Raw genomic sequence first — 25,075 nt, 5'->3', positions numbered from 1 at the left:
AGACCTCATGGTCAGAATGTCAAAAGGAAGGGCGAGAATATTGGAAAGACAAGCGCAAGAAGCACGATAATCAAAGCGCCCCAGAGCACGCCACGCATCAGCCCGCGGTCGACCGGACGCGCGCAGGTGCCGTCTGTGCAAGCATCCTTCGGCACCGGACGATAGGCTTTCCAAAACCCATAGGCGAGCGCGAGCGTTGCGAGGCTGAAGGTCACCCATTTGTAGGCATAGAGCGCGGTAAGTTGACCGATGAAGACCCCGGTGACGCCAAAGCTGACCAATACCAACGGCAGAATGCAGCAAGATGTCATGGCCAATGCTCCGAACACACCGGCGCCGGTGGCCAGCCAGCCGGAGCGATCTTCATGTTCGGTCGGGGTCGTAGGGGTGTGACCTGTCATCGCGGTGCTCATGGTTGCCTTCGTCATGACAGGCAAGATAGGGTCTGTAGCAACTACAGGATCAAGGAGAAACTTCATGTCGAGCGATCACGGAGTTGCGAGCGCCCTAAAGCGCTCCGATCTTGCGAAGTTGACCGGCTGCAACCTTGAGACCATCCGCTATTATGAGGGTGTCGGCTTGATGCCGGACCCACCGCGCAGTCCCGCCGGGCACCGCCGTTACGGAACTGCGCATGTGGAAAGGCTGAGCTTTATCATGCGAGCGCGAGAACTGGGTTTTACCATGGAAGAAATCCGAGGACTGCTCAGCATGGTCGATCGCGGCAGCCATACCTGTGGTGAAGTCGAGAAACGTGGGCGGGATCACCTCAATGTCGTGCGGGCTAAGATAAGGGATCTGCAAAACATCGAGGCAATCTTGGCAGAAACGATTGCGAAATGCAGCGGATCGGACGCACCGGAATGCCCACTCCTCAATGTGCTGTCAGATGGAGTTGTGGCCAAGGCAGATTGATCCGCACTTGACGAGACCTGAAGGAAGGTTGTTTTCAGCGTTTGAAAGTGCCGCAAACTTTGGAAGATTGCCCAGAGCGAATTCCGAAGGATCAGAACGTTTGCCACCCGCGGAGGAGCGTCGGCTTTCTGCATGCTGTTGCGCAGCAAATCTCTAAGACTCGGAAGGCAGGAATGGGCCGTGCTTGCTGAACAGGCGATGCTGCAACTGCGAATAGCTTCAACTTCGGCATGGTCAATAGGGGCTCGAAGCAGCCATTGGACAGAGGCTTTACCAATGTCCGCTTCTCTAATTGGGCGTTTGGGTCAAGCTCGTTTTCCTTGTTGTTTGGGGTCGTTGTCACTCATCCGGGTCACGCTTCTCTTCGCAGTCTGTCTGATGATCTGATGTCATCGCTGCACGCATGTGTCGGATTGGCAGTGGAGAGCCTCGCTTTGGGACGCGCTTCTCGTTGCGCAGCAGCCATATTCGGCTTCTTCCACAGACCTCGTCCGGTGAGGGACGACCCCGTTCAGGTTGGGCGGTGGGTAGTTACATCATGCCACGCCCTCCACCCTCTCTGGACGGAACTCAGTGCCATCGGTCCACATGCGATGCAGCAGAACCGCAAGCTTTCGCGCGACCGCAACGACTGCACGGCGTCTCCCTTTCGTTCGCATTAAACGCATTCCCCATGACTTGATTTGTGATCCAGCCATCGTTCGCATCAGCAATGAATTGGCTGCTGCATAGAGAATTGCACGAACATCGCGGTCTCCCGCTCGGGAAATGCGACCTGGGTTGTCGTGCTCGCCTGATTGATATCGTCGAGGTGTAAGGCCAAAGTGCGCGCCAACGGTTCGGGAGCTTTTGAAGCGAGCTGGATCATCGATGGCGGCTTTGAAAGTAAGTGCCGCAATCGGGCCGACGCCTGGAACAGTCATCATCCGCAGGCAGACGTCATCATTGCGGGCCGCGCGTTTGACCCGCCGATCCAGGGCAAGGTAGTTTTTGTATATCGCGACGCGCGCATCCAGCAGCGGCAGCATTGCCTGAGACAATACCTCATCGGCAGCGATCAAGGGACGCACGAGGTCATCGAAGCTGCCATGCTGGACAGTTTTTGGTAGGCGCAGTCCGAAGATCTTCAACAACCCGCGAACCTCGTTTGCCAGATCAATGGTCTTGTTGAGCAAGGCTTTGCGGCAGCTTAACAAAGCGCGTATGTTGTGGGCTTCACGGCTCTTCATATGAACCGGGCTGAACCAACCTGTCCGCAATATCTGCGCAATCCCTCGGGCATCATTCTTATCTGTCTTGTTGCGCATCGCTGACAGTGCGGCGCTGACCTGTCGGGCTTCCATGCAGACAACGTCGAAACCGTCATTGGTCATTCCATAGAAAAGATGTTGGCTCATTGTGCCCGCTTCAAAACCGATCCGAACAACCGGATGGATGAAGCCTTTCAAGCAGTTCGTGATCTCATCGACATCACATGCCAACTCGCGTTCGAGAACGATCGCGCCTTTGCTATCCACAATGCAAAGCGCACATGACCGCAGCGACACATCCAGTCCGGCAAAATAGTCCATCATCTATCTCCCTTATTCACAGCTATCCTGTGATCCTATCGGGAGCTCGACCTCAGAACAGAGGCAGCCCGATTACGCATGCTCTGGGCCGTCAGCGCTACCGCCTGAAAGGACGTACTTATCCTCACATAAGCGGCACACGGCTCACTCTTTCCTCGCGCGATTGGGTAAACCGAACATCGTGATCTAAACTTATAGCACGAAGCTACGCTGATCTTCCGCAATTACCGCAGCCCAATCTCTATCGTGTCGCTATTCTGATTGTATGCGAAATAGAATAGCATAAAGCACAGGGACGGCGACAAGCGTCAGAACCGAGGCAAATGCGAGCCCCCCCATGATAGTCACCGCCATTGATGCAAAGAAGGCGTCTGGCAACAGCGGGATCATACCGAAGATTGTCGTGCCGGCTGCGAGAACCACGGGGCGCAATCGGCTGACCGATCCGTCGACAACGGCTTTGTAGTCGGAGACACCCTCCGCACGTTGTTGGTCAATTTCCTCGACCAAAACGATCGCGTTTTTCATCAACATGCCCGAAAGCGATAGGAAACCCAGCAAAGCCGTGAAGGTAAAGGGCAACCCGGTGAACAGCAGGCCCAGAACCATGCCGGTGACAGACATAGGGACAACAAGCCAAAGAATAAGCGGCTGGCGGATCTTGTTGAACATCAGGATCGAAATCGTCAGCATCACGAGGAAACCAAGGGGAAGCTGTTTGCCCAAGCTCGCCTGCGCGTCTTTGGCGCTTTCAAATTCGCCACCCCATTCCATCGCATATCCCTCAGGAAGCGGCAGTGCCTCGATGTCCGCCCGAACACTGCGGAACGCTTCATCCGCAGTCAGGTCATCGCGCGACCCGCCAAGCACGGAGATGGTCCGCTCTCGGTTTCGCCTGTGGATCAGCGCCTCAACGAGACGTGTCTCAAACCGTTCAACCAAGTTCGTGATCGGAACATAGGACCCGGCTCCGTCAGACCAGACGGAGAGGTCGCGCAGTTGAGTAACGCCGTCGCGTGCGTCTTTAGGAAGGCGGAGACGGATTGGTATGACTTCGTCATCTTCGCGCAGATCGCCAACCCGCAGGCCCGAAGTGCCGTATTGGATCGTATCTGCAATCGCGCCACGCGTCGTGCCAGCCAGCCGCATACGGGATTCATCAACTACGGGTTCAACGAGGATTTCTCGCTGCCGCCAGTTCGTGCGGGGATTGGTGATGGTGCCAGCTTCCGCATAGACCTTCATCGCTTCGTCGGCGAGCCGCCGCAAGACGACAGGATCGGGTCCCGAATACCGAACCGCCACATCGGCGCCCGAGGGCGGTCCGAATACGATCTGCTCAACCCGGATCAATGCATGGGGGAACGCGGCAGGAAGGACGCTGTTAAGCCGGTTCGCAATAGACGGGATCACTTCAGCGTCGTCAACCCGGACGATAAGCTGCCCATAGCTGGAATCGGCCTGCTCTGGATTATAGGTCAGCATGAAGCGGCTCGCGCCGCTCCCGACCAATGTGGTCAGACCGGTCACGCTGTCCTCCGCCAAAAGCATTTTTTCAAGGCGGCGCATCTCAGCGTCGGTGACATTGATATCCGTGCCCTGCGGCATCTGCACCTGAACATAGAAGATCGGCGTGTTCGACGCGGGGAAGAAGGCTTGCTTTACTTGGCCGAAGGCCATGACAGACCAAACCGTTATCCCCAGAATAACCACGACGACCAGCACCTGCGTCCGCAGCGCGAACCAAAGGAACCCGCGATAAGCGCCGTAAAACGCGCCTTTGTAAGGATCGTCGGAACCATTTTTCGGCGCTCTGAGCAGCAGGCGACCCAAATAGGGTGTGACCGTGACAGCAAGCGCCCAGCTCAGCAGCAGCGAGATCGCAATGACCGCGAAGAGCGAAAACAGGAACTCGCCGGTCGCGTCGGGCGACAATCCGATGCCCGAGAATGCCATGATCCCAATGACCGTGGCGCCAAGAAGCGGGATCGATGTCGCGGTTTCTGTCTCAGCGGCAGCATCTTCTGCGGTCTTGCCCCGGGCCATGCCAATGACCATGCCTTCGGTAATGACGATGGCATTATCGACAAGCATGCCCATCGCAATGATCAAGGCACCAAGGCTGATGCGCTCCATCGCGATGCCGAAAGCCGACATGAAAAACAGTGTCGAGAACACCGTAAGCCCAAGGGTTGCCCCCACCACCAGACCGGCGCGCCAGCCCATGGTGAGCATCAAGGCGGCGACAACGATGCCAACGGATTGCGCCAGACTGACAAGAAAGCTTGAAACCGCCTGATCGACAACGCGATGCTGTTCGTAAACCGGAATAACCTCCACGCCGTTTGGCAGACCGGCTTTCAAGCTCTCCAGTCGGGCTGAGACAGCGTCGCCGACCTCAACAACGTTGCGATCTGTAAGGGCCGACACGCCCAAAGTGAAAGCGGAAACGCCGTTTTGGCGGATGATCTGACTGGGCTGTTCAGCTTTTTCACGCGTGACACGTGCAATGTCGGAGATCGCGATCTGTCCGACCTGTCCGGCCAACCCAATCCGAAGCTCTTCAATCCCTTCAGGGCTGACATAGCCCGGCGGCACTGACAGGCTGATCCGCGCCGGCCCTTCGGTAATCTCACCGTTGGTGAAAACCTGATTTTCATCCGCAAGAATGCCCAAGATCTGTTGTGGCGGCAGACCCAACTCCGTCAATCGCGAAGAGGGGACCGAAATGTCGATTACTTCTTCAGCGAGGCCCTGAACCTCAACCTTGGCCACCCCATCGACGGTGACCAGCCCAAGCCGCAGGCTCTTGGCAAGGTCACGCTGTTCTGACGGGCTTAGGTTCTCGGCCGTAACGGCATAGAACATCCCATAGACATCACCGAAATCGTCGTTGATGATGGGCGGGCGTGCCCCGGCGGGCAGCTCTCCTTGGACATCGTTGATGCGTCGGCGCATTTCATCCCACACCTGCGGAATCTCATCCGGGCCGTAGGTCATCTCGATCTCGACAGTGATCTGCGCCATGCCCGGCATGGATTTGGATTCGACCCGGTCGAGCTGCTTCATCTGCTGCAAAGCATTTTCGACGACGTCAGCGACTTCCTCTTCTACTTCAACAGCAGTCGCGCCGGGATAGGGGACAAAGACAAGCGCCGTTTTCAGGGTGAAATTGGGGTCTTCGAGACGACCCACCGTGTTCAAACCCCAATAGCCGCCCACAAGGCAAAAGATGATCGCGAGCCAGACCGCTACAGGGCGCCTGATGCTCGCGCGAGAAATGCTAATTGCCATGAGTCTATCCAAGTCTCGCTGAATAATAGGGGATCAACGCCCCGAAACCGTCACTGTCTGATCGTCGCTCAACCGCCACCAACCGCCAGACACGACCATCTCGCCGTCCTCTAGCCCCTCTAAGACGATGAACTCGTCACCGACCGGAAGACCGAGCCGGACCGTTCTGCGGGTGACTTTTTCTGATGTCTCATCATAGACCCATACTGATGGGTCCGTCCGACTTGTCGTATCGACCGCCGAGACGGGAATGATAAAGGAGGCCTCCGGATTTTCGGAGGCGGTTGTCGAAATGCGCACATCCGCTGTCATACCCGGCAGGAGGCGCGGATCGATCTCTCCGGTAATGGCGAATTCCACGTCGTAGGTCTGGGCGGTTGGATCAGCATCCGTGGCAAAGGACCGAAGGGTGAGCGGGGCGGTATATCCCGGCACGGCGGGGAATTGGGCAACGATATCGTAGGCGTCAGGGGCCGAGCGTCCCACGGCGGCAAGTTCTTCGGACATGGAGATCAAAACCCGCATTTCACTGATATCTTGCAAGCGCGCTACGGGTGCGGCTGAGGTGACATTGATGTATTCTTCGACAAAGGTGCGCGCCACGATCGCGTCGAAAGGTGCTACAATCTGGGTCTGGGAATACCGCCTTTTGGCCTCGCGGCGCGACACATCTGCCTGCGCGAACTGCGCGCGCGCGGAGTCGAGCCGCGCATCGGCTGCGACCCCCCGTTCGGCCAGGCTCGAGGCGCGCTCCAGTTCAGAATTCGCGAGATCATAGGAGGCTTGCGCCCGGTCTACCGCAAGCTCAAAGTCCGTCTGATCGAGCTGAGCGATCAGGTCACCTTTTTGAACATGAGACCCCGGCTCGACCTTAATAGAAATGATCTGACCCGGCACCTGGAATGCAATATCGACTGTTCGCACGGGTTTAACGCGCCCCGTGACAGAACGAGATTGGCTGATCATACGGCTGACCACTTCGGTCACTTCAACCGTTACTGGTTGACCAAGCGCAGCAGTCTCATTGCTCTTAGCACTGTCCTCGGCAACCGTTTCTGTCTGGGCCCAAGGATGGCTCCATGGTCCCGTCGCCAACGCCACCGCGAAGACCACAGCAACTACGAGTGCCGAAATTGAGCCTATTCGTTTCCAGCCGAAACGCGTTTTATTCAAGTTCATCAATCAATGTCCTAAGTCGTTCGACGGCGCGTGCTCTGGTAACCGCGCCGCCGTCGGGAAGCTTTAGCAGATTTTGGAATCGAAGGCCTTGGATCGCGAGAACGACAACCATCGCGGTGGAGGCGTCCTGCGTTTCAGAGAGAATATGCTCGATCTGCTCCGACATTTCAGCACGCAACGAGTCCAGCAATTGAGGGTCCGAGGCCGCAGCCGCAAGGATCGCCATAGATAGGTCGACATCTCCATCACGCGGCTTCAGCACCGTCTCAAGATGCCCACGGAGCGTACGCGACTGAGCTTGTTCTGGCACGGCCTCAATTAGGTCACGATGGGCGGATATCATTTGGTCTAACAACCCAGAAATGAGGGCCTTCTTGCTTGGGAAATTATAGAGCACACCGCCCTTGCTGAGGCCCGCTTCCTGCGCGACCGCGTCGATGGTAATCTTCCCGGCACCGTCACGCGAAGCAACCGCGCGCGCCGCCTCGAGAATTTTCAATGACGCGTTTGTAGAACCCGCAGGCTGGCTTTTGCTATTCACACTGTACCGTCTGGTCGGTTAGGAATGTTGTGTCTCTTAGAGTGGGATAGAAATTGGGTCAAGAGTTCGCTGGGGGGGAACACCTCGACGTCAGGGTACAGCGGCCATGCCTAACAGACTTCAATTAGAGGTCTTTGTAGAGGCTGAGCGGGACGGGAGAAGGATTAAACAATGGGAAGCTTCGATAGATGCTACGAAGAAAGCTCCGTGCGTTCGGTGTTTATTGAGAAAATTGGAACGATTGCTCAATCCGAAGGATTTCCCCGCACCGCTGGCCGCGTCTTTGCGCTATTGCTCTACGATGGCGGCCACATGTCCTTTCAACAGCTTGCTGGATCTCTTCAGGCCAGCCGGGGAAGCATCAGTTCCAGTGTTCGAAAGCTTGAAGCACTGAAGCTTATTCGGCGGGTAACTGAGATCGGCGACCGACAAGACTATTTCAAAGTAGAAGAAGACGCCTTTACGAATATGCTCGGCGTTTTTGCCAAGCGCGCGCATCGTGCTGCGACAGCCATCGAATGCTCATTGGCAGAGATACCGGCTTCTGAGCACGGCCAGCGCTTAAGAGTGGCCAGCTACGCGAAATTTTATCGCACGATAGAAGAAAGCCTGAAATTAACCGAAGAAGCAATTTAAAAGAATCCTTAGCGGTTCGGGCGTCGACTGGTTTGTTGAGGTCAATAATCTCATGATCCACGCAATGGCCACAGGGCCGGTCGGAGGAGTTGCGGTCGCTTGTTGCAGCTTTGAATAATGCCGGCATCGGGCGGATTGTGTTGAAAAACTCTCATACGGCGCGTTCGAGCGAAATTTGGTAGAACAAAATTCTAAACCGCGCAAATTTCGGTTGCTTAAAGAGGCGCAATCAGACCTTCGGAGAAGAATTTCCCACATTCTTAAAATTTGCGGTTGCAGCAAAGAGTTTTTCCAACGAAATGGGCGGAAACCAGCCCTTCGCTGCAAGATGCACTAAGGTCCGCTGTGCCGAAGTGCTGTCGCTCGTTGCGGTGAGAAATAAAAGTTCTATTTCGCGAACTTCGCGGAATGGGAGTTAAATCGAGTTGCCTGCAGACTGAGTGCTGCAGACAACTTCGCTTGGGCTGGGCGACAGATCAGCTCAAAGTGTCCCGTCACGCTCTAACTTTTTCCGGGCAACCTTACGAGCGCGTCGTATCGCTTCAGCTTGGCGGCGCGCTTTCTTCTCGGAAGGTTTTTCGAAATGCTGTTTGAGTTTCATTTCACGGAATACGCCTTCCCCCTGGAGCTTCTTCTTTAGAACACGGAGAGCTTGGTCAACATTGTTGTCGCGAACACTAACTTGCATGAAGTTCTCATTAGGCTTGTTGAGTAAAGCTTTACTGGAAATGTAAAAGCACGGTTTTGGCAAGCTCTTTTGTATGTTTTGCTTCAGGGCCATCTCCCAAAATGCTGATCATGGTGTCTGACAAGACTGAGTCGGCACCGGCACCGTGAACGCCTGAGCCGCGATAGAAATCAGAGAGGAAAAGAAATGCAGAACAGCGATGTCATCTGGGATCATGTCGAGACGCATCAGAAAGATCTGGTTGGGCTGTCCGACCGGGTTTGGGCCACGCCCGAAACGCTCTATGGCGAGTTTGCCTCTTGCGCGGAACATACCGCAATGCTGCGGGACAAAGGGTTTGCCGTGACCGAGGCCGTCGCGGGCATTCCGACCGCGGTGATGGGCGAGGCGGGTGAGGGCGGTCCCGTCATCGCCATTCTGGGCGAATATGATGCGCTACCGGGGCTGAGCCAAGAAGCCGGGGTCGACTATCCCAAGCCGGTAGAAGAAGGCGGCGCGGGCCATGGCTGTGGTCACAACCTGCTTGGCTCTGCCGCGTTGCTGGCAGCCTGTGCCCTGAAAGACTGGTTGGCAGAAACCGGCACGCCGGGACGGGTGCGCTACTATGGCTGTCCCGCCGAAGAAGGCGGCGCGGCGAAGTCGTTCATGGTCCGTGACGGGGCGTTTGATGATGTGGACGCAGCGATCTGTTGGCACCCTTCCGGAATGACGCGCGTGGATGAGGCTCAAAGCCTCGCCAACACGCGGATGGACTTTGCCTTTACTGGGCGCGCCAGCCACGCCGCAGCCGCACCGCATTTAGGCCGGAGCGCATTGGATGCAGCGGAGCTGATGAACGTGGGCGTGCAATACCTGCGCGAGCACATTCCGCAGGAAAGCCGAATTCACAACGCCTATCTGGAGGCGGGCGGCACAGCGCCAAATGTCGTGCAAGCCCGCGCCGTGACCCGTTATGCGATCCGCTCGACCACGCTGTCTGGGATGCGGTCGCTCAATGAGCGGGTGCAGGACATCGCCCGGGGCGCGGCATTGATGACCGGGACCAAGGTCGACATTTCGATCATGTCGGCGGTGTCCAACATGCAGGGCAACACCCCGCTGGAAGAGGCCATGCAACAGGCGATGGACAGCTTGGGCGGGGTGCCTTTCGACGACACTGACCGGGATTATGCTGCACGCATTCAGGCCACGCTCAGCGACGAGGACATCAATGCCGAATACCGTCAGAACGGTCTGGCGCCGCGCAAGGACTCACCGCTGTGCGACTATGTCGTGCCCGTCAACTCGCGCGGACCGGCGATGATGGGGTCGACCGATGTGGCAGATGTCTCTTGGGCGGTGCCCACAGTGCAGGCGCGGGTGGCGACCCATGCGATCGGCACGCCGGGCCATTCTTGGCAAATCACCGCGCAGGGCAAGGCCGGGGCGGCGCATAAGGGCATGATCCATGCCGCCAAGATCATGGGCTCAACCGCGCGTATGTTGATGGCCGACAAAGACCTGCTCGCGCGGGCCAAACAGGATCACCGCCGTCGTATGGAGATCGAGCCCTACGTCTGCCCGATCCCCGACGATGTGACCCCGCCGCTGGTCGACCCAAAGGCCGCCTGAGGCCCTCGACAACGTAAACACTACGACTGCCCCCGATGTGCTGGGGGGCAGTCGGCACGGCACCCTCGACAGCGCCGTGCCGCAAACCTATTCAGACAGGGTCGCTATCAAAGGCTGCATCCGTGCCAGACCACATTTCGCCGCTGATCCTTTTCCGCAACCAGACGTTTCGATCGCTATGGATCGCGGCGCTGGCGTCGAACTTTGGCGGGCTGGTGCAGGCTGTCGGGGCGGCTTGGCTGATGACCTCGCTGTCGGACTCGCAGAATATGGTCGCCTTGGTGCAAGGCTCCGTGGCGCTGCCGATCATGATCTTCTCGCTTCTGGCAGGGGTTTTTGCCGATAACTTCGACCGTCGTCGGGTGATGCTGATCGCGCAGAGCTTCATGTTCTGCGTGTCGGTCCTGCTGACGTTCATGGCCTTCGAGGGCTGGCTGACGCCGTGGCTTCTGCTTGCCTTCACCTTTTCGATCGGCTGCGGCACCGCGTTGCACAACCCGTCTTGGCAGGCCACGATGGGCGATATTGTTACCCGCGAAGAGCTGCCCTCGGCAGTGTCGCTCAATTCGATGGGATTCAATCTGATGCGCAGCATCGGCCCTGCGGCGGGCGGTGCGATCGTGGCTTTGGCCGGGGCAGCGGCGGCTTTTGCGGTCAATGCGCTCAGCTATGTTGCGATTATCCTTGCCCTGTTGCGATGGAAAGCTCCCTTGCGGGACATGCGCCTGCCGCGCGAGCCGATGGGCAATGCCTTTTCAGCAGGACTGCGGTACGTGGCGATGTCGCCCAACCTAATGCGGGTGATCCTGCGCGGGTTCTGGTTTGGCTTGTCGGCTATTGCGCTGCTGGCCCTGTTGCCGGTCGTGGTGCGGGAGATTTTGCAAGGTACGGCTTTTGTCTACGGTGTGATGCTGGGCTGTTTCGGCATGGGCGCAGTTGTGGGTGCGCTTTTAAACGCGCAGCTCAGAGCGCGCTTTGCTAATGAGATGATCGCCCGGGGCGGCTTCACTGGGTTTGCGTTCAGTTGCGCCGGGTTAGCGTTTAGCACCCAGCCCATTTTGTCCGGCATCGCCCTGATGCTGGCCGGGGCCTGTTGGGTGCTGTCACTGTCGATGTTCAATGTGACAATTCAGCTGTCCACCCCCCGTTGGGTCGTGGGCCGGGTGATCGCGCTGTATCAAACCGGTACGTTCGGCGGCATGGCCGCGGGCAGTCTGATCTGGGGGGCGATTGCGGATCGGGGCGGACCGGAGGCGGCTTTGCTCTGTGCATCTGTCATGCTGGTGATCGGGGCGCTCACCGGACGCGTCCTGCCGCTGCCGGAATTTAGCGGCCTGAACCTCGATCCGTTGGGCCGGTTCAAGGAACCCGACACGCGGTTCGACCTCAGCTATCGGAGCGGGCCGGTGATGGTCATGGTGGACTACGAAATCGCTCAGGAGGATGTACCGGAGTTCCTCGCCGCAATGGCTCTGCGGCGTCGGGTGCGGATCCGTGACGGGGCCCAACAATGGGCGCTGTTGCGCGATCTGCACCACCCCGAACATTGGAGCGAAAGTTACCATGTGCCGACCTGGGGCGAATACGTGCGCCACAATGAGCGCCGTACCCAGTCGGACGCAGAGTTGTCCGACCGGATCCGTCGTTTGCACCGGGGGGAGGGGCGACCGGAGGTGCACAGAATGATTGAGCGCCAGACCGTTCCGCTGCGCGACGACATGTTACAGAAGAACGTTTGAAACACCCCCATCTCGCAACTAAATCGCCGAGCATTAACCGCAAGCCAGGGCCGGCCGGCGAACGGTCAAGGCGTCAACTGTGTACCCCGCTCGGCAAGCATGTCTTGTACGCGCCGGTACGACAGTGGATAACGCCACTACCAGCGCACCGCCAGCAGGAAGACCTCGCGCAGAAACCTGTGCCCCTCGAACGGGTTATATCGGATCATCGCTCAATCCTCAGCTTGGGGTAACGATGTCTCTAATAATGCAGCGGACGCTCTTCCGGACAGGGAGCAATGGGTGCGGCATTGCCAACTTGCCGTCGCCTGCGGTGGAGTTTAGGCGGCCGTCATGAGGATACCAGCTGAGATGCCCCGCCTGAAAGGTTTCAGGTTCCCCCGCGAAGTCGTCGCTTACGCCGTGTGGGTCTACCACCGGTTCGCGGTGAGCACGGCTGATGTAGAGGATCTGCTCGCCGAGCGAGGCATAATCGTCAGCCGGGAGACCGTTCGTAAATGGGTGAACCGGTTTGGCCGCCATTTCGCAGATTGCATCAAGCGCGACCGGCCCGCTGCAACAGATAAGTGGCACCTCGATGAAGTTGTCGTGCCAATCAATGGCGCAAAGATATGGTTGTGGCGGGCTGTGGATGGGAGCGGGGATGTGCTCGATATTCTGGTGCAGCCAAGGCGAAACGCCAAAGCGGCCAGGCGCTTCTTGCGGCGACTGATCGCCCGTTTTGGCCAACCCCGCGTTATCATCACGGACAAGTTGCGCAGCTATATCAAACCGATCCGTCAGCTGGCGCCGGACGCCGACCACCGCGCCCACAAAGGGATCAATAACAGGATCGAGGGCTCGCACCGACCAACCCGGAAGCGAGAGAAGCTCATGGGCCGGTTCAAATCGCCCCGGCAGGCACAGAGATTTTTGGCTGCCCATGATCAAATCAACACCGTCTTTCGACCCCGCCGTTATCAACTCTCCGCAATCTCATACCGCCACGCCAGGACCGACGCTTTCGGCCTCTGGGAAGACTATGCTGCCGAAATGACCGCTTGACCGGCAAGGATCTCACTCCTCTCAATCAGGTGAAAATAAGTTGGCAATCCCCGCTTATCCGTCCGCATTCCTTTGTCCTGCGGCTGCCAACCCGCGCGAAGACGCAAATATTGCCGGCGCTTCATTAGTAAACTTCTTCATAGGCGACACAGCGGGTGGCGGTGTCTTTACCCTCCAATGCGGCTAGCTCGCCGCGTTTGTGGGCGGTATAGACAGCGGCGAAGTCGGCCGGGAACCATCCCCGCACGGTTGCATTGTCTTCGAATCTTTGCAGAGCTTCAGTCAGGGTTTCAGGCAGCCGTATATAGCCGCGCTCTGCTAAGGCATCGGCGGAGAGGGTGGACAGGTCTTCTTCTGTGACCTGCGGCGCGGGCAGGGCATCTTCGATGCCCTGCGCCCCGGCATGGATGATCGCCGCGAGGGCAAGATGCGGTGAGGCGGTGGCATCGGCGGCGCGGTATTCGAAGTTATATTGCCGCGCGACGCTGGAGCTGTCCTGCGCCGTCACCGGACAAATCCGCACTGAGGCTTCGCGGTCACGGAAGCCCAGGTTGTTGTAGGCGGCGGACCAACGGTGCGGCGTCAGCCGCAGGTAGGACACGTCCGAGGGCGCTGTCAGTGCGATGATGCTGTCGAGGTATTTTAGCACCCCAGCGATGAATGCGCCGGTAGCCTGCGACATTCCAGCGACGCCCTGGGCGTCATAGGTGGCCGGCTCGCCGGCGTCGTCGAGAAAGCTCAGATGGATGTGCACGCCGTTGCCAACGCCCGCAGGATTGCGGATCGGGGTGAAAGTCACATCTTCGCCCAACCGTTGTGCGGTCATCCGCGTGACTTCGCGCAGAATAACGGCCTGATCGGCGGAGCGGTGGTCCTGCGCCGGATCATTGGTAACTTCGAACTGGTTGGCACCGTATTCTTTCATGAAGGTGTCGGCCCCCAGTCCGCTTTGACCGAGCGCGGCCATTAGCGTTTCGCCGAAAACCCGGCGTTCGGAGAACACCGAATGGCCAAAGGCACCGCCGGGTTGATCGCCGCTCGTCTTGAACTGGAATTCGTGCTCAAACGCGGAGACGAGCCTGAGGCCGCTCGCATCTTTGAGCCTTTTTAGCGCGGTCTTGAGCAAAGAGCGCGTACAGAAATCCCAGGGCTTGCGGTCGAGATCCGTGATGTCGCCCAGCATGATCCGCTCAACCGGGCCGCCGTCTTCGAAATCAAGCTCGACGCCGGCCTCTTCGTCGGGGATCAGCAACAGATCGCCTAGCGAGCCGAAGGGGCTTTCCGCGATAGTATCGAAACAGGTGATCATCACGTTGGTCGGGGTCCAGCCGACGCCTCGTTTGGCGCGTTTGGCAAGGTCTGCCAATGGGAACGCCTTGCCGCGAGTTTTGCCGGCAAGGTCTGAGGTGGCGGCGAAAATCAGGGGGGTCTTAATCATCTTTGATAACTCCAAAATCCAACCGGAAGGAATCCCATTCCTCGATCCGGCTTTTCGTGAGGTCCCAGTTGTCGCCCGCGATGCGCGTCAACAGGGCCTCGAGCAGTGCCAGGGCACCGGTGTAGCTGTCCCACAGGGTGCTGACGTCAATTGAGGCGGCGAGGACTTCGCTGGCCTGTGCTGAAATCGGTGAGAGCCATTCGTCAGTCATCAACACGATCTGAACATTGCGCGCCTGAGTAGCCTTCAGCGCCAGCGCGGACAGATTGTGCTGGTACCGCCGAAAATCGATCACGAAGAGCACATCCTTAGCGCGCATTCGCAACAGGTATTCCGGCCAAACGTCGGGGTCGGGGGGCAGATGGAACACCTTGGCGCGGATCTGACGTAGGTGGCGCGAGAGGTATTGCGCGAGCGGGTCGCTCATCCGGCCGCCGATTACAAAGATGCTGCGTTTCTCATCTGCCAGCATTTCGGCGATGCGTGCGAATTGGGCTTCGGACACAGCCTTGTTTGCGCTTTTTACAAGGGTGCAGACCCGTTCGAGAAAGTTCTCGAGGAACGCGCCTTCAATCGGAGCGCTGGACGCCTGCAGATCGACGGGGGAGCGCTGGCCTTGTTTCAGCTCGCCGATCAGATGGCGCTGGAAATCTTGATAGCCGTGAAATCCCAGTTTGCTGACAAAACGCGAGATCGTGGGCGGCGAGGTGTTGGTGGCACGGGCGAGTTCCTGGATCGGTTCCAGTCCGGCAAATGGATAGTCAAGCAAGAGTGCAGTCGAAAGCTTACGCTCAGTCGCGGTCAGATCGCCCGACAATTTTTCTATGCGTTCGCGAACTTGCATTGGCTCTCCCTTTCCAAAGAAGGAAGCACCTGTGAAAACATCTTGTCAAGACTGGCAATATTATTGACTTTGAAAAAATACGGTCACTATGCTGGCCGAAATTGACCTGCGAGATTCGATATGATCACTGCACCACGCAAGCATATATTCGCCTCGGTTCTGGGGATTGTCGCGCTTGTGATCGCGGCGACCCTGATCGCGTCGTCGGTCGGCGCGGCGAGTGAGCGGGTGCTGACCGTGTTCTACATCTCGCTGATTGCGGTGGTCGGGATGGGGGTCTACAGCGGCAACTCGGGCATCCTCAGCTTTGGGCATCTATCATTCATGGCGATTGGCGCTTATGCGGCCTCGTTACTTACGCTTCCGGCACACCTTAAGATCGCGACGTTGCCGAAATTGCCTGGTTGGCTCGCGACGACCGAGGTGGGGATTTTTTCTGCGACGATTGTTGCGATCTTGCTGACCTGCGTGGTGGCGGCGGTCATCGGTCTGGCGATCGGCAAGTTAGAAGGGTCGGCCGCGGTGATCGCGACGCTGGGGCTTTTGATCATCGTGCATGGGGTCGCCATTGGTTGGCGCGATGTTACTCGCGGATCGCAAACGTTCTTTGGCATCCCAGCAGTCACCACGCTTTGGGTCGCGGCCGGGGGCGTGGTGCTGGCGTTGATCGTAGCGCGGCTGTATCGCGATTCAGTGTCGGGACTGCGGCTACGGGCCGGACGGGAGAACGCGATCGCTGCCAGTGCGGTAGGGGTTCGGATCCGGCGCGAGCGGCTGTTTGCCTTTGTGCTGAGTGCGGCCCTGATGGCCTTATCGGGCGCTTTGCTCGCGCATTTTCTGGGTGCGATCAGCCCCAAGAAATTCTATTTCACCGATACCTTCCTGTTGCTGGCGATGCTGATTGTCGGCGGCATGACGACCGTTACTGGGGCAATAACCGGTGCAGTGGCGATCACGCTGGTGACCGAGGTTCTTCGCCGGTTCGAGAGTGGGTTCTCCTTGGCCGGGCTTGAGGTTCCAGCGGTCTTTGGCACCACTCAGATTGGCATCGGCCTGATCATTCTTTTCGCGATGTTCCGCAAGCCTGACGGTTTGGCGGGCCTGAAGGAATGGGAGGAACGGCTGTTCCCACACCGCCCTATGCCTGAGGAAGAATCCAAGATTGCAAAGAACGCGAGCACCGAACCGTTGGTGGCCAAGGGCATGACCATGCAGTTCGGCGGGCTCACGGCGGTGAATAATGTGGATATAACGCTGACTCCCGGCGAGATTACCGGGCTGATCGGGCCGAACGGATCGGGCAAGACGACGCTGATGAACATGCTGTCAGGAGTGCTGGTGCCGACCAAGGGTGAGGTTCACCTTGGCTCTGAGGCGCTGACCGGGCTTGCGTCGCAAGACATCGCCGATCGTGGCATCGCGCGGACCTTCCAGAATATCCGACTGTTCGAAACCTTGAGTGTGTTCCAGAACGTGCTGGTGGCGGCACTGTCGACACGTGGCGGGCACAACGCCGAGGCCCGCACACGCGCCGCGCTGGAACGGATGGGCGTGACCCGCCATGCGAACGCAGATGCGGGTACGCTGTCTTATGGCGATCAGCGACGGGTCGAGATTGCCCGCGCGCTGGCTTGTGAGCCGTCGTTGCTGTTTCTGGATGAGCCGGCGGCGGGGATGAACCGCGATGAAACCGATGACTTGATGGAAACCCTGCGCGGTCTGACCCGTGATCTCAGGCTGGGGATCTTGCTGGTCGATCACGATCTGAAACTAATCAACCAGCTTTGCGACCGGTTGGTGGTGCTGAACGAAGGGCACAAGATCGCCGAAGGGACCCCGGCAGAGATTCAGAACGATCCGGCCGTAATTGAGGCCTATCTCGGCCCAAAACAAGAAGACAACGGCAACCAACTGGAGGAAGTTCAATGAAAAAGACAATACTTGCATCAACCTTAGTGGCGGCGGCCCTTGCCGGACCGACCTTTGCTGAAACCCTGAAGATTGGGCTGGCAACCGCTCAGACTGGCGGATTGGCGGGCTATGACGGGCCGGTGATCGAGGGCGTGCATATTGCTGTGGACGAGATCAACGCCGAAGGCGGGATCAACGGCAACATCAAGATCGAACTGGTAGAGAAAGACGTGCGCTCGGATGCAGCGCAGACCGCCATCGCAGTGCAGGAACTGGCCGACGAGGGCGTGTCAGTGATCGTGCTGCCGTGTGACGCCGACCCGGCGCTGGCCTCGATTGGGACAGTGACTTCAGCGCAGATTCCAGCGATTTCGACCTGTGCTTCTTCGCCCACCCTGCCGATGATCGGCGGCGACTTCATGTTTGCCAACTTCCCCGGCGACAACGTGCAAGCCACGGTGTCCGCCGAATGGGCGCGCGAGCAGGGCCATGAGACAGCCTATATTATCTATTCGCCAGACAGCCAGTATACCACCATGCCGCTATACTTCAGCGACGTGTTCGAGGCTTTGGGCGGCGAGGTTCTCGGCCAGGACACCCATTCCATCGGTCAGCAGGATTTTTCGGCGATTGCGACCCGGATCGCGGCGCTTGATCCGCAGCCCGATGTCATCATGACCTCATCTTACGAGCCCGACTTTCCGTCGATGCTCAAGGCACTGCGCGCGGCGGGCGTAACCAGTCAGATGATCGGTTCGGACGGCATCGACAGCCCGACGACCTTTTCGTTGGGCGATGTCGGCGAGGGGGTGGTGTTCACCACTGCCGGACATGCAACCGAGGGCAACCCGCTGGCTGAGTTTAACGCCAAATATGAGGCCGCGACCGGCAGCCCGTCGGAAACCGTGTTCAATGCCGTGGGCTATGATCTGGTGATCGTGGTCGCCGAGGCGGTCAAGGCGGCGGGGACAACCGATCCGATTGCCATCCGCGATGCCCTGGCCGAGCTGGAGAACGTGCGCGGCGCGACCAGTCTGATCACCTACAAAGGCACCAACGGCATGCCAGTGCGCGAGGTGACTCTGATCCGTGTCACCGATGGTGAACGTGAGCTTGTGGGCCAGCCGAGCCCGACCGCTGAGCTGATTCCAGCACCGCGGATGCAATAAGGGTCAATGGCCATGACATCGCTTCTATCTGTCCAGTCCCTTGCGGTCAGCTACGGCCCGATTGAAGCGGTGCGGGGGATCGACTTTGAGATCAAGGAAGGCGAGATCGTGGCCTTCCTTGGCGCCAACGGTGCGGGCAAATCCTCGACCTTGAATGCACTGGTGGGGCTGGTGCCCGTGGCCAGCGGCGCGGTTTATTTCAAGGGCAAAGACATCACCGATTGGGCGCCGGAATTGCTAGCGCCGGCGGGAATGACGCTGTCGCCTGAGGGGCGGCGGGTGTTTGGCTCCTTAAGCGTAGCGGAAAATTTGCGGATGGGGGCCTTTGCGATCACCGACAAGGCGGCGGTCAAGTCCGCATGGGATCGGGTCTACGACCTTTTTCCAATTCTGCACGAACGCCGCGACCAGTTCGCGGGTACCCTGTCGGGAGGGCAGCAACAGATGCTCGCCGTGGGGCGGGCGCTGATGAGTAATCCCAAACTGTTGTTGCTGGACGAGCCCTCGCTGGGGCTCGCGCCGAAGATCATCGGGCAGGTGTTCGAGCTGATAGAACGGCTGCGCGGGCAGGGCGTCACGCTCGCGGTGGTCGAACAGAACGTCGCAATGGCGCTTGAAGTGGCTGACCGCGGCTATGTCTTTGCCAATGGCCAGATCGTGGCCGCGGGCAGTGCCGCCGATCTGGCGCAGTCCGACACCTTAAAATCTGCCTATCTGGGAGGCGAATGATGGACTTGCTTTTGCAACAGACGGTCAATGCCTTCGCCTTGGGCGGCACCTATGCGCTGCTGGCGTTGGGGCTCGCGGTGGTCTTTTCGATCATGGGGCTGATTAACTTTGCCCACGGTGAATTGATGACGATTTCCGGCTATACGCTGATGTATTGTGGCATTGCCGGTGTATCGTTCCTGCTGGCTGTGCCGTTGGCGATTGCGGTGGCGATGATCGCCGCAGTGTTGATGGAGCGGATCGCCTTCCGCCCCGTTCGCAACAGTTCCGGCGCGACGATGCTGGTGACCAGCTTCGCGGTTTCGATGATCTTGCAAGTGCTGTTCCAGAACCTGATCTCGACCCGGTCGCAACCGGTGATCTTGCCGCAGGTGCTTTCGGATTCCATCACCTTTGGTGGGTTGGTGATCGGGGTGAACAAGATTGCGGCGATCGTGGCGACGATCGTGATGCTGATCTTTCTCGATATATTCATGAAGCGGCAAAAGACCGGCATCGCGATGCGGGCCGCGGCCGAGGATTTCAACGTTGCGCGGCTGATGGGCATCCGCGCCAATACGGTGATCGCGGGCGCCTTTGCCCTGTCGGGGCTGCTGGCCGGGGTGGCGGCGGTGCTTTGGGTTTCACAGCGATCTTCTGTGGCACCGCATATGGGCTTCCTGCCGGTGGTAAAAGCCTTTATCGCCGCGATCCTTGGCGGGCTCGGCAGCCTTCGTGGGGCTGTGGCAGGAGGGTTCTTGTTGGGGTTCATCGAGATCTATCTGGCCGCCTTCCTGCCGCCGGCGATGCAGGAATTCCGCGACCCCATTGGGCTGAGCATCGTCGTGCTTGTCCTGCTGTTCAGGCCTAACGGATTGATCCCGGCGGCTTCCCTTAAAAGTGTAAAGGTTTGACGATGACGCTGGACACGACACGGCCCCTGCTGGGGGCGGATGATCCCGCCCCGGTCACGGTGCTCAATCCCGATAGCAACCATCCGGTGCTGCTGGTGTGCGAACATGCCGGACGAGCGGTGCCGCAGGCGCTGAACGGGCTTGGTATGAAGGCGGACGACCGCGACAGTCACGTGGGCTGGGATATCGGTGCCGAAGCGGTGACACGGCTGATGGCCGAGACGCTCAACGCGCCGGCGGTGCTGCAATCCTACAGCCGCTTGGTGATCGACTGTAACCGCCCGCCCGAGGCCCCCGATGCGATCCCGGAAAGCAACCATGGGGTGTCGGTGCCGGGCAACCGTGCACTCGACAACGCAGCCCGCGTCGCTCGGGTGCGGGAGATTTTTGAGCCTTTCCAGGAAAAGGTTGCGGAATACCTGCGTCAGCCGTCGCGCCGGATGGTGCTGGCAATCCACAGTTTCACCCCGACATTGGGCAAGACCTCGCGTCCTTGGGAAATTGGTTTTCTGTTCCGACACGAGACCCATGCCTCGACCCATTTGGCGCGATTGGTTCAAGAGGCGCGACCCGAGTTAACCATCGGCATGAATGAGCCCTATCAGATTGACGACGAGTCCGACTGGTTCGTGCCCCAGCACGGCGAGGCCAGCGGTCTGCCGCATTCGCTAATTGAAATTCGCAATGACCAGATCAGGGATTCCCAAGGCCGGGCGGCTTGGGCAGAGACCCTAAGCACAGCCATTAACCGCTATCTCAAGGAAGTCTAACATGACGTTGACACGCAATGTTCCCCTCGTTCCGGCGCAATCGGCGCTTTTGTACGTGGATGTCCAGAATTTTTCGGCTCATCGAGACGGTGCTGAATTCGACGGCCTGACTGAGGAAGAATTTCAAGCCAAGCACGGCTGGCTGTTTGAACAGCTCGAAGAGGTGATTCCGCGGATGCAGGCGCTGCAAAAGGCCTTCCGCGAAAAGCAGATCGAAGTGATGTACACCACGATCGAAAGCCTGACGCTGGACGGGCGCGACCGCAGCCTTGATTACAAGATCACCGGCTTCAACGTGGCCAAGGGCTCATGGGATGGCAAAGTGATCGATCAGATTGCGCCGGGCGAGGACGAGATTGTGTTCCCGAAATCCTCCTCCTCTGTCTTTGTTTCGACCCATATCGACTATGTGCTGCGCAATCTGGGTGTAAAGCAACTGGTGATCTGCGGGTTGCTGACGGATCAATGCGTTGAAGGTGCGATCCGCGATGCCTGTGATCTGGGCTATCTGGTAACCCAAGTGACCGATGCCTGCGCCACCGAAAGCCAGGCCCGACAGGATAATTCGATTTCTACCATTAAGGGGTACTGCCGCCAGGTGGCCACGCAAGAACTACTCGAAGAGTTGAAGGCCCTATGACCGACGTCGCCCTGATCGCGCGGGATGGGGCCGCATTGTCGGCATTGCAAAAACTTCGGTTTTTTCCGCTGGCTGTCACGGGCGGTTCGGGCTGCACCCTGATTGAGGAGGGCGGCCGCGAGCTGCTTGATCTGTCGGCGTCCTGGGGGGCTGTAAGTCTTGGTCATAGTCATCCGGCCCTGCGCGCGGCCGTGGATGGTGCGCTGTCGGATCAAGCGGGTGCGTCGATCCTGTCGGGAACCAACGAACCGGCGGTGGCGCTGGCTGAACGGCTATTGCAGCTGACCCCGGGGGCGGGGGAGCGACGGGTCTGGCTGGGGCATTCTGGCAGCGATGCCAATGAAACCGTGGCACGGGTGGTGCCGGCAGCAACCGGGCGGACGCGGATGATGGCGTTTTCCGGCGCCTACCACGGCGGAACGCAAGGCTCGATGGCGGTTTCCGGACATACCGCGCAAGAGGGGGTCGCGAAATCAGGTGGCCTGACATTGGTGCCTTACCCCGATCCATTTCGGCCCCTTGAGGGTGATGCCAGCGGCGCCGCGTTGCTGGCGCATATCGAACATTTGCTTACCACCACTTGCCCCGGAGAGGACGTGGGTTGTTTCTTTATTGAACCGATACAGGCCGACGGCGGGTTGATCGTGCCGCCTCCAACTTTCCTGAAGCGTCTGGCAGAAATCTGCGAGCGCTACGGCATCCTGACCGTCTGCGACGAGGTCAAAGTTGGGCTGGCGCGAACCGGCAGGCTGCATTGTTTCGAGCATGAGGATTTTATGCCCGACATCGTGGTTCTGGGAAAAGGGCTGGGCGGCGGGCTGCCAATCTCGGCAGTGATCGGGCCGGCCGAAATTATGGATCACACAACGGCGTTTTCAATGCAGACGCTCCATGGCAATCCCGTCTGCGCTACAGCGGCGCTGGCGGTTTTATCCGCGATTGAAGATAACGGTCTTGCGGCTCGGGCGCAAAGCGTGGGCGATGTTCTGATGGCCGAGATCGCCAGCGCGACGGCGCATCTGCCGCAGGTTGGCGATATCCGGGGCCGCGGCTTGGCCATCGGCGTTGAGCTGATAGCTGCGGATAGCAACGCGGTTGATGCGGACTTGGCCCGAAAGACTGTGTTCCGGGCTTGGCAACTGGATGCGGTGTTCTACTACGTCGGGATGCATTCGAACGTGCTGGAACTGACGCCCCCTTTGATCTTGAGCGAGGCTGAGGCCAAGCGCGGCGCAGCGATCTTGGCGCAGGCGGTCGAAGACGCGTTGGCAGGACGGGTGAGCGATGCTGAAGTTGTTAGGTTCGCTGGCTGGTAACAACACAAACTTTGGCTTCCGTCGATTCGGTCGCCAAAAAATGCAGGCGCATCGGGTGGGCAAGAATCCACTTGGAAAACCGTCAAGAATGCAGCGTTTGCGACTGTGCTGAGGTGAGCTGGATGCAAGTGGCGGTATCCAAGGTTAGATGCATTGTACGTTTATCTTTCACTAAGCCATTTTATTGCAAGATTACCTTTCGTATGATTCTTATTTGGCCCGCCATTCGAGAAGGCGTGATCACCTTGAACCGCCCCTAATTCGAGGTTTTCATTGGATGCCGTCGCGTCATGGGAAAATTCCGCGAGGAGAGCGCCCTGGATGAAACAGCGCGCCAATCCATTCCCTATACGCATCAGAAAAATTATCATGCCCATTCATATCCTACTCATGCTTTGCCCGTGAAGACGCGGAGAGTGTGCGCTTCTTGACTGTCTCAGGTGTCACAAGGTCATAAACTGCCTGAGACTTCATATTTTTGTGCCTATAGTTATCATGCTGTGACAGCGTTAGGTTCACCATGATCTTAGGACGTTAAGAGGAGGGCGCCGATGACTAGAGATCAGTTGATTGAGATGGCGAAGCGCGTGCTGAAATCTGAAGATCGTGCACAAGAATGGCTGTCACGCCAGCATCCGTTATTGAACATGCATGCACCCCAAGATCTGCTGAGCAGCCATTTTGGTCGTGATCGCGTAGAGCATCTTCTGGTGAGGATTGAGGCCGGTTTTGCTGTCTGAGGTATCGGCTCCGCTATTTGGCAACCTAACATGTGTATGCGCCAAATGCCCTTGAAGGGCTGCTGTCGCGTAGCCCTTAATTGTGAGATGGGAAATCCAACGAAATCAACGGCTGAGCTTTGCCCTTAAATATGAGATTTTGCCTTTAATTCTGATAGGGACCGTTTAAAACTGTGGGGTCAGGCCACCTTGAGCAATGGTGGTGTAGGGCTGATAAATCTCGCAATGTTGCCCGGGATAGGCTGCTTTGGCACTTCATATTTCGTTCGGTCAGACAGATCTCCGTTCAGCACTGATGCCCGGACTTTTAGCAGGTAATGCGCTCCGGTGCGTGACCATCGCATTTGTTGCTTTTTCACAAATCGCTTGGCAACAAGCCTGTTGACGCTCGCCTCAGCCGGTGCGGTCGAAACGCGCTTCCCATCTCGATACCGCTCGGCATAGTTGACCACCGATCCCTTGTTTCTTCTTATGTAGATTTGCAGGGTTTCGAGCAATTTGTCGGCGCGGTGCGCCCAAATGCTTGGCACCGTGTCTTTGGAAACATCTCGTCGAACCCTTGCTATGAGGGCCAACGCCCGGCCAGCTTGCCCGTTCCACAATCGCCACCTTATTTTTTCGACACGGTTCTCGAAGTTCGAGATGTGCTTCGGAACCGTTGCTGCGAGTTGCGCAAGCGGCTGTACCTTCATTGAAATATGGAACCAGTCGAGGATATGAGCCACCGGTTGCGGGAGCATGCCCGCCAGGCGCTTCAGGCATTCAGCACCGTCCGAAATGACGGTGATTTCACCCCGGTCAGCGTAGCCTTGCCCTTTTAACGCCAGGGCAGCCGTCACCTTCAATTCTTTGGGATGTGTACCTTCAAAAGCAAATACAGGTCCCGGCGGATCGCCTCTGCCACCTCGTCCGCAATGCCCAACGACCGCTTCAAACGTTCGACCGCCGTATCGCTTGATCAGGGGAATATGTGCCGTGTCGACGTTGAAGACAAATTCACTTGCCGGATCGCCCGCGAGCGCAAGCTCGAGCTGCGTTCTGTCCGGATAGTTCAGGTTTTCGAACCATCGCTGCTGCCTTTCAGCCTCTTCGATCCGCTTGCCTATGGCCAATGTGCGGTTGCGCAGCGTGGTGAAGGTTCGCGCCGATTGATCCGGCAAGAAAGTTGCCAATAGGTCTGATGCTTCACGATATGAGAATTTTGCGCCCAGTTTTGCGGAAAGCTCCAACAGTTCGGGCGTGGCGCGGTCCTTGCAAATATCGGCTGCAGGAGAAAAGGTGGTGTTGTCACGTTAACTCGCCGAATTTGCAAGTTGGCAAGCTGTTCGTTGATCAAGCGGCCTGTGCCGCGGATTTCCACGCCTCGAATGCTTCGAGCCGATGGTAGCGGATGGTGAGCGCAGAGCG

General features: G+C 58.2%; 22 protein-coding genes. 13 read left to right on the top strand and 9 right to left on the bottom strand.

Going from position 1 to position 25,075, the window contains the following annotated elements:
* Positions 1-11: 11 nt before the first annotated feature.
* The gene (locus J7392_RS22235) at positions 12-413 is read right to left on the bottom strand and encodes a mercuric transporter MerT family protein (protein WP_247744724.1); all 402 of its coding nucleotides are present in this window, start codon (positions 411-413) and stop codon (positions 12-14) included.
* Positions 414-477: 64 nt separating this feature from the next.
* Between J7392_RS22235 and J7392_RS22230 the strand changes: the two genes are divergently transcribed.
* On the top strand, positions 478-915 hold the full coding sequence (locus J7392_RS22230) for a helix-turn-helix domain-containing protein (protein ID WP_209219483.1): 438 nt from the start codon (positions 478-480) through the stop codon (positions 913-915).
* Between the two features lie 536 nt (positions 916-1,451).
* On the opposite strand, the gene J7392_RS22225 is transcribed toward J7392_RS22230, so the two are convergent.
* From J7392_RS22225 to J7392_RS22210, 4 genes are all read right to left on the bottom strand, one after another.
* The gene (locus tag J7392_RS22225; RefSeq protein ID WP_209219508.1) at positions 1,452-2,486 is read right to left on the bottom strand and encodes an IS110 family transposase; all 1,035 of its coding nucleotides are present in this window, start codon (positions 2,484-2,486) and stop codon (positions 1,452-1,454) included.
* A 252-nt stretch (positions 2,487-2,738) separates the two neighbouring features.
* Positions 2,739-5,780 carry an efflux RND transporter permease subunit gene (locus tag J7392_RS22220; RefSeq protein WP_209219482.1) on the bottom strand — a complete coding sequence of 1,014 codons (3,042 nt, stop codon included), beginning with the start codon at positions 5,778-5,780 and terminating at the stop codon, positions 2,739-2,741.
* A gap of 33 nt (positions 5,781-5,813) precedes the next feature.
* Positions 5,814-6,959 (bottom strand): efflux RND transporter periplasmic adaptor subunit, encoded by a 1,146-nt coding sequence (locus J7392_RS22215; protein ID WP_209219481.1) that lies wholly within the window; start codon positions 6,957-6,959, stop codon positions 5,814-5,816.
* Positions 6,946-7,500 carry a TetR/AcrR family transcriptional regulator gene (locus tag J7392_RS22210; protein ID WP_209219480.1) on the bottom strand — a complete coding sequence of 185 codons (555 nt, stop codon included), beginning with the start codon at positions 7,498-7,500 and terminating at the stop codon, positions 6,946-6,948. The genes J7392_RS22215 and J7392_RS22210 overlap by 14 nt, the downstream gene beginning before the upstream one ends.
* 171 nt (positions 7,501-7,671) lie before the next feature.
* On the opposite strand from J7392_RS22210, the gene J7392_RS22205 reads away from it, so the two are divergent.
* The gene (locus J7392_RS22205; protein WP_209219479.1) at positions 7,672-8,136 is read left to right on the top strand and encodes a MarR family transcriptional regulator; all 465 of its coding nucleotides are present in this window, start codon (positions 7,672-7,674) and stop codon (positions 8,134-8,136) included.
* A gap of 481 nt (positions 8,137-8,617) precedes the next feature.
* On the opposite strand, the gene rpsU is transcribed toward J7392_RS22205, so the two are convergent.
* Positions 8,618-8,824, bottom strand: a complete 207-nt coding sequence (gene rpsU, locus J7392_RS22200) for a 30S ribosomal protein S21 (protein ID WP_209219507.1) — start codon at positions 8,822-8,824, stop codon at positions 8,618-8,620.
* A 186-nt stretch (positions 8,825-9,010) separates the two neighbouring features.
* Between rpsU and J7392_RS22195 the strand changes: the two genes are divergently transcribed.
* The 3 genes from J7392_RS22195 to J7392_RS22185 all read left to right on the top strand — a co-directional run bounded on the left by J7392_RS22195 (position 9,011) and on the right by J7392_RS22185 (position 13,218).
* Complete coding sequence (locus J7392_RS22195; RefSeq protein WP_209219478.1) at positions 9,011-10,435, top strand: amidohydrolase; 1,425 nt, start codon at positions 9,011-9,013, stop codon at positions 10,433-10,435.
* 122 nt (positions 10,436-10,557) lie between these two features.
* A complete protein-coding gene (locus J7392_RS22190) occupies positions 10,558-12,174 on the top strand; it encodes an MFS transporter (protein ID WP_209219477.1) in 1,617 nt (538 codons plus the stop codon).
* A 333-nt stretch (positions 12,175-12,507) separates the two neighbouring features.
* Positions 12,508-13,218 carry an IS6 family transposase gene (locus J7392_RS22185; RefSeq protein ID WP_209219476.1) on the top strand — a complete coding sequence of 237 codons (711 nt, stop codon included), beginning with the start codon at positions 12,508-12,510 and terminating at the stop codon, positions 13,216-13,218.
* A gap of 124 nt (positions 13,219-13,342) precedes the next feature.
* Here J7392_RS22185 and J7392_RS22180 read toward each other — a convergent pair whose 3' ends face one another.
* A complete protein-coding gene (locus J7392_RS22180) occupies positions 13,343-14,656 on the bottom strand; it encodes a glutamine synthetase family protein (RefSeq protein WP_120352521.1) in 1,314 nt (437 codons plus the stop codon).
* Positions 14,649-15,500: a MurR/RpiR family transcriptional regulator gene (locus J7392_RS22175; protein ID WP_120352520.1), complete on the bottom strand. Its 852-nt coding sequence runs from the start codon at positions 15,498-15,500 to the stop codon at positions 14,649-14,651. The genes J7392_RS22180 and J7392_RS22175 overlap by 8 nt, the downstream gene beginning before the upstream one ends.
* 177 nt (positions 15,501-15,677) lie before the next feature.
* Here J7392_RS22175 and J7392_RS22170 point away from each other — a divergent pair, with 177 nt between their 5' ends.
* The 8 genes from J7392_RS22170 to J7392_RS22135 all read left to right on the top strand — a co-directional run bounded on the left by J7392_RS22170 (position 15,678) and on the right by J7392_RS22135 (position 23,668).
* Positions 15,678-17,429, top strand: a complete 1,752-nt coding sequence (locus tag J7392_RS22170) for a branched-chain amino acid ABC transporter ATP-binding protein/permease (RefSeq protein ID WP_348540726.1) — start codon at positions 15,678-15,680, stop codon at positions 17,427-17,429.
* Positions 17,426-18,580: an ABC transporter substrate-binding protein gene (locus J7392_RS22165; RefSeq protein WP_120352518.1), complete on the top strand. Its 1,155-nt coding sequence runs from the start codon at positions 17,426-17,428 to the stop codon at positions 18,578-18,580. The genes J7392_RS22170 and J7392_RS22165 overlap by 4 nt, the downstream gene beginning before the upstream one ends.
* A 12-nt stretch (positions 18,581-18,592) precedes the next feature.
* Entirely contained in the window at positions 18,593-19,309 is a 717-nt protein-coding gene (locus tag J7392_RS22160) for an ABC transporter ATP-binding protein (RefSeq protein WP_120352517.1), read from the top strand.
* A complete protein-coding gene (locus tag J7392_RS22155) occupies positions 19,306-20,202 on the top strand; it encodes a branched-chain amino acid ABC transporter permease (RefSeq protein ID WP_247744723.1) in 897 nt (298 codons plus the stop codon). The genes J7392_RS22160 and J7392_RS22155 overlap by 4 nt, the downstream gene beginning before the upstream one ends.
* Before the next feature lie 2 nt (positions 20,203-20,204).
* The gene (locus tag J7392_RS22150; protein ID WP_120352515.1) at positions 20,205-20,972 is read left to right on the top strand and encodes an N-formylglutamate amidohydrolase; all 768 of its coding nucleotides are present in this window, start codon (positions 20,205-20,207) and stop codon (positions 20,970-20,972) included.
* 1 nt (position 20,973) lies between these two features.
* On the top strand, positions 20,974-21,612 hold the full coding sequence (locus tag J7392_RS22145) for an isochorismatase family cysteine hydrolase (RefSeq protein WP_120352514.1): 639 nt from the start codon (positions 20,974-20,976) through the stop codon (positions 21,610-21,612).
* Positions 21,609-22,928 (top strand): aspartate aminotransferase family protein, encoded by a 1,320-nt coding sequence (locus J7392_RS22140; protein ID WP_209219475.1) that lies wholly within the window; start codon positions 21,609-21,611, stop codon positions 22,926-22,928. Before J7392_RS22145 ends, J7392_RS22140 begins: the two co-directional genes overlap by 4 nt.
* A 551-nt stretch (positions 22,929-23,479) precedes the next feature.
* Positions 23,480-23,668, top strand: a complete 189-nt coding sequence (locus tag J7392_RS22135; protein ID WP_120352513.1) for an MbcA/ParS/Xre antitoxin family protein — start codon at positions 23,480-23,482, stop codon at positions 23,666-23,668.
* A gap of 179 nt (positions 23,669-23,847) precedes the next feature.
* Here the strand turns inward: J7392_RS22135 and J7392_RS22130 are convergent, their stop codons facing one another.
* Positions 23,848-24,840 (bottom strand): hypothetical protein, encoded by a 993-nt coding sequence (locus J7392_RS22130; protein WP_209219474.1) that lies wholly within the window; start codon positions 24,838-24,840, stop codon positions 23,848-23,850.
* Positions 24,841-25,075 lie beyond the last annotated feature (235 nt).

It is taken from the genome of Sulfitobacter sp. R18_1 (genome assembly GCF_017743915.1).
Classification (GTDB): Bacteria; Pseudomonadota; Alphaproteobacteria; order Rhodobacterales; family Rhodobacteraceae; genus Sulfitobacter; species Sulfitobacter faviae.
The sequence above is the reverse complement of the archived record's forward strand: the minus strand, read 5'-3'. Positions and strand labels throughout refer to the sequence as shown.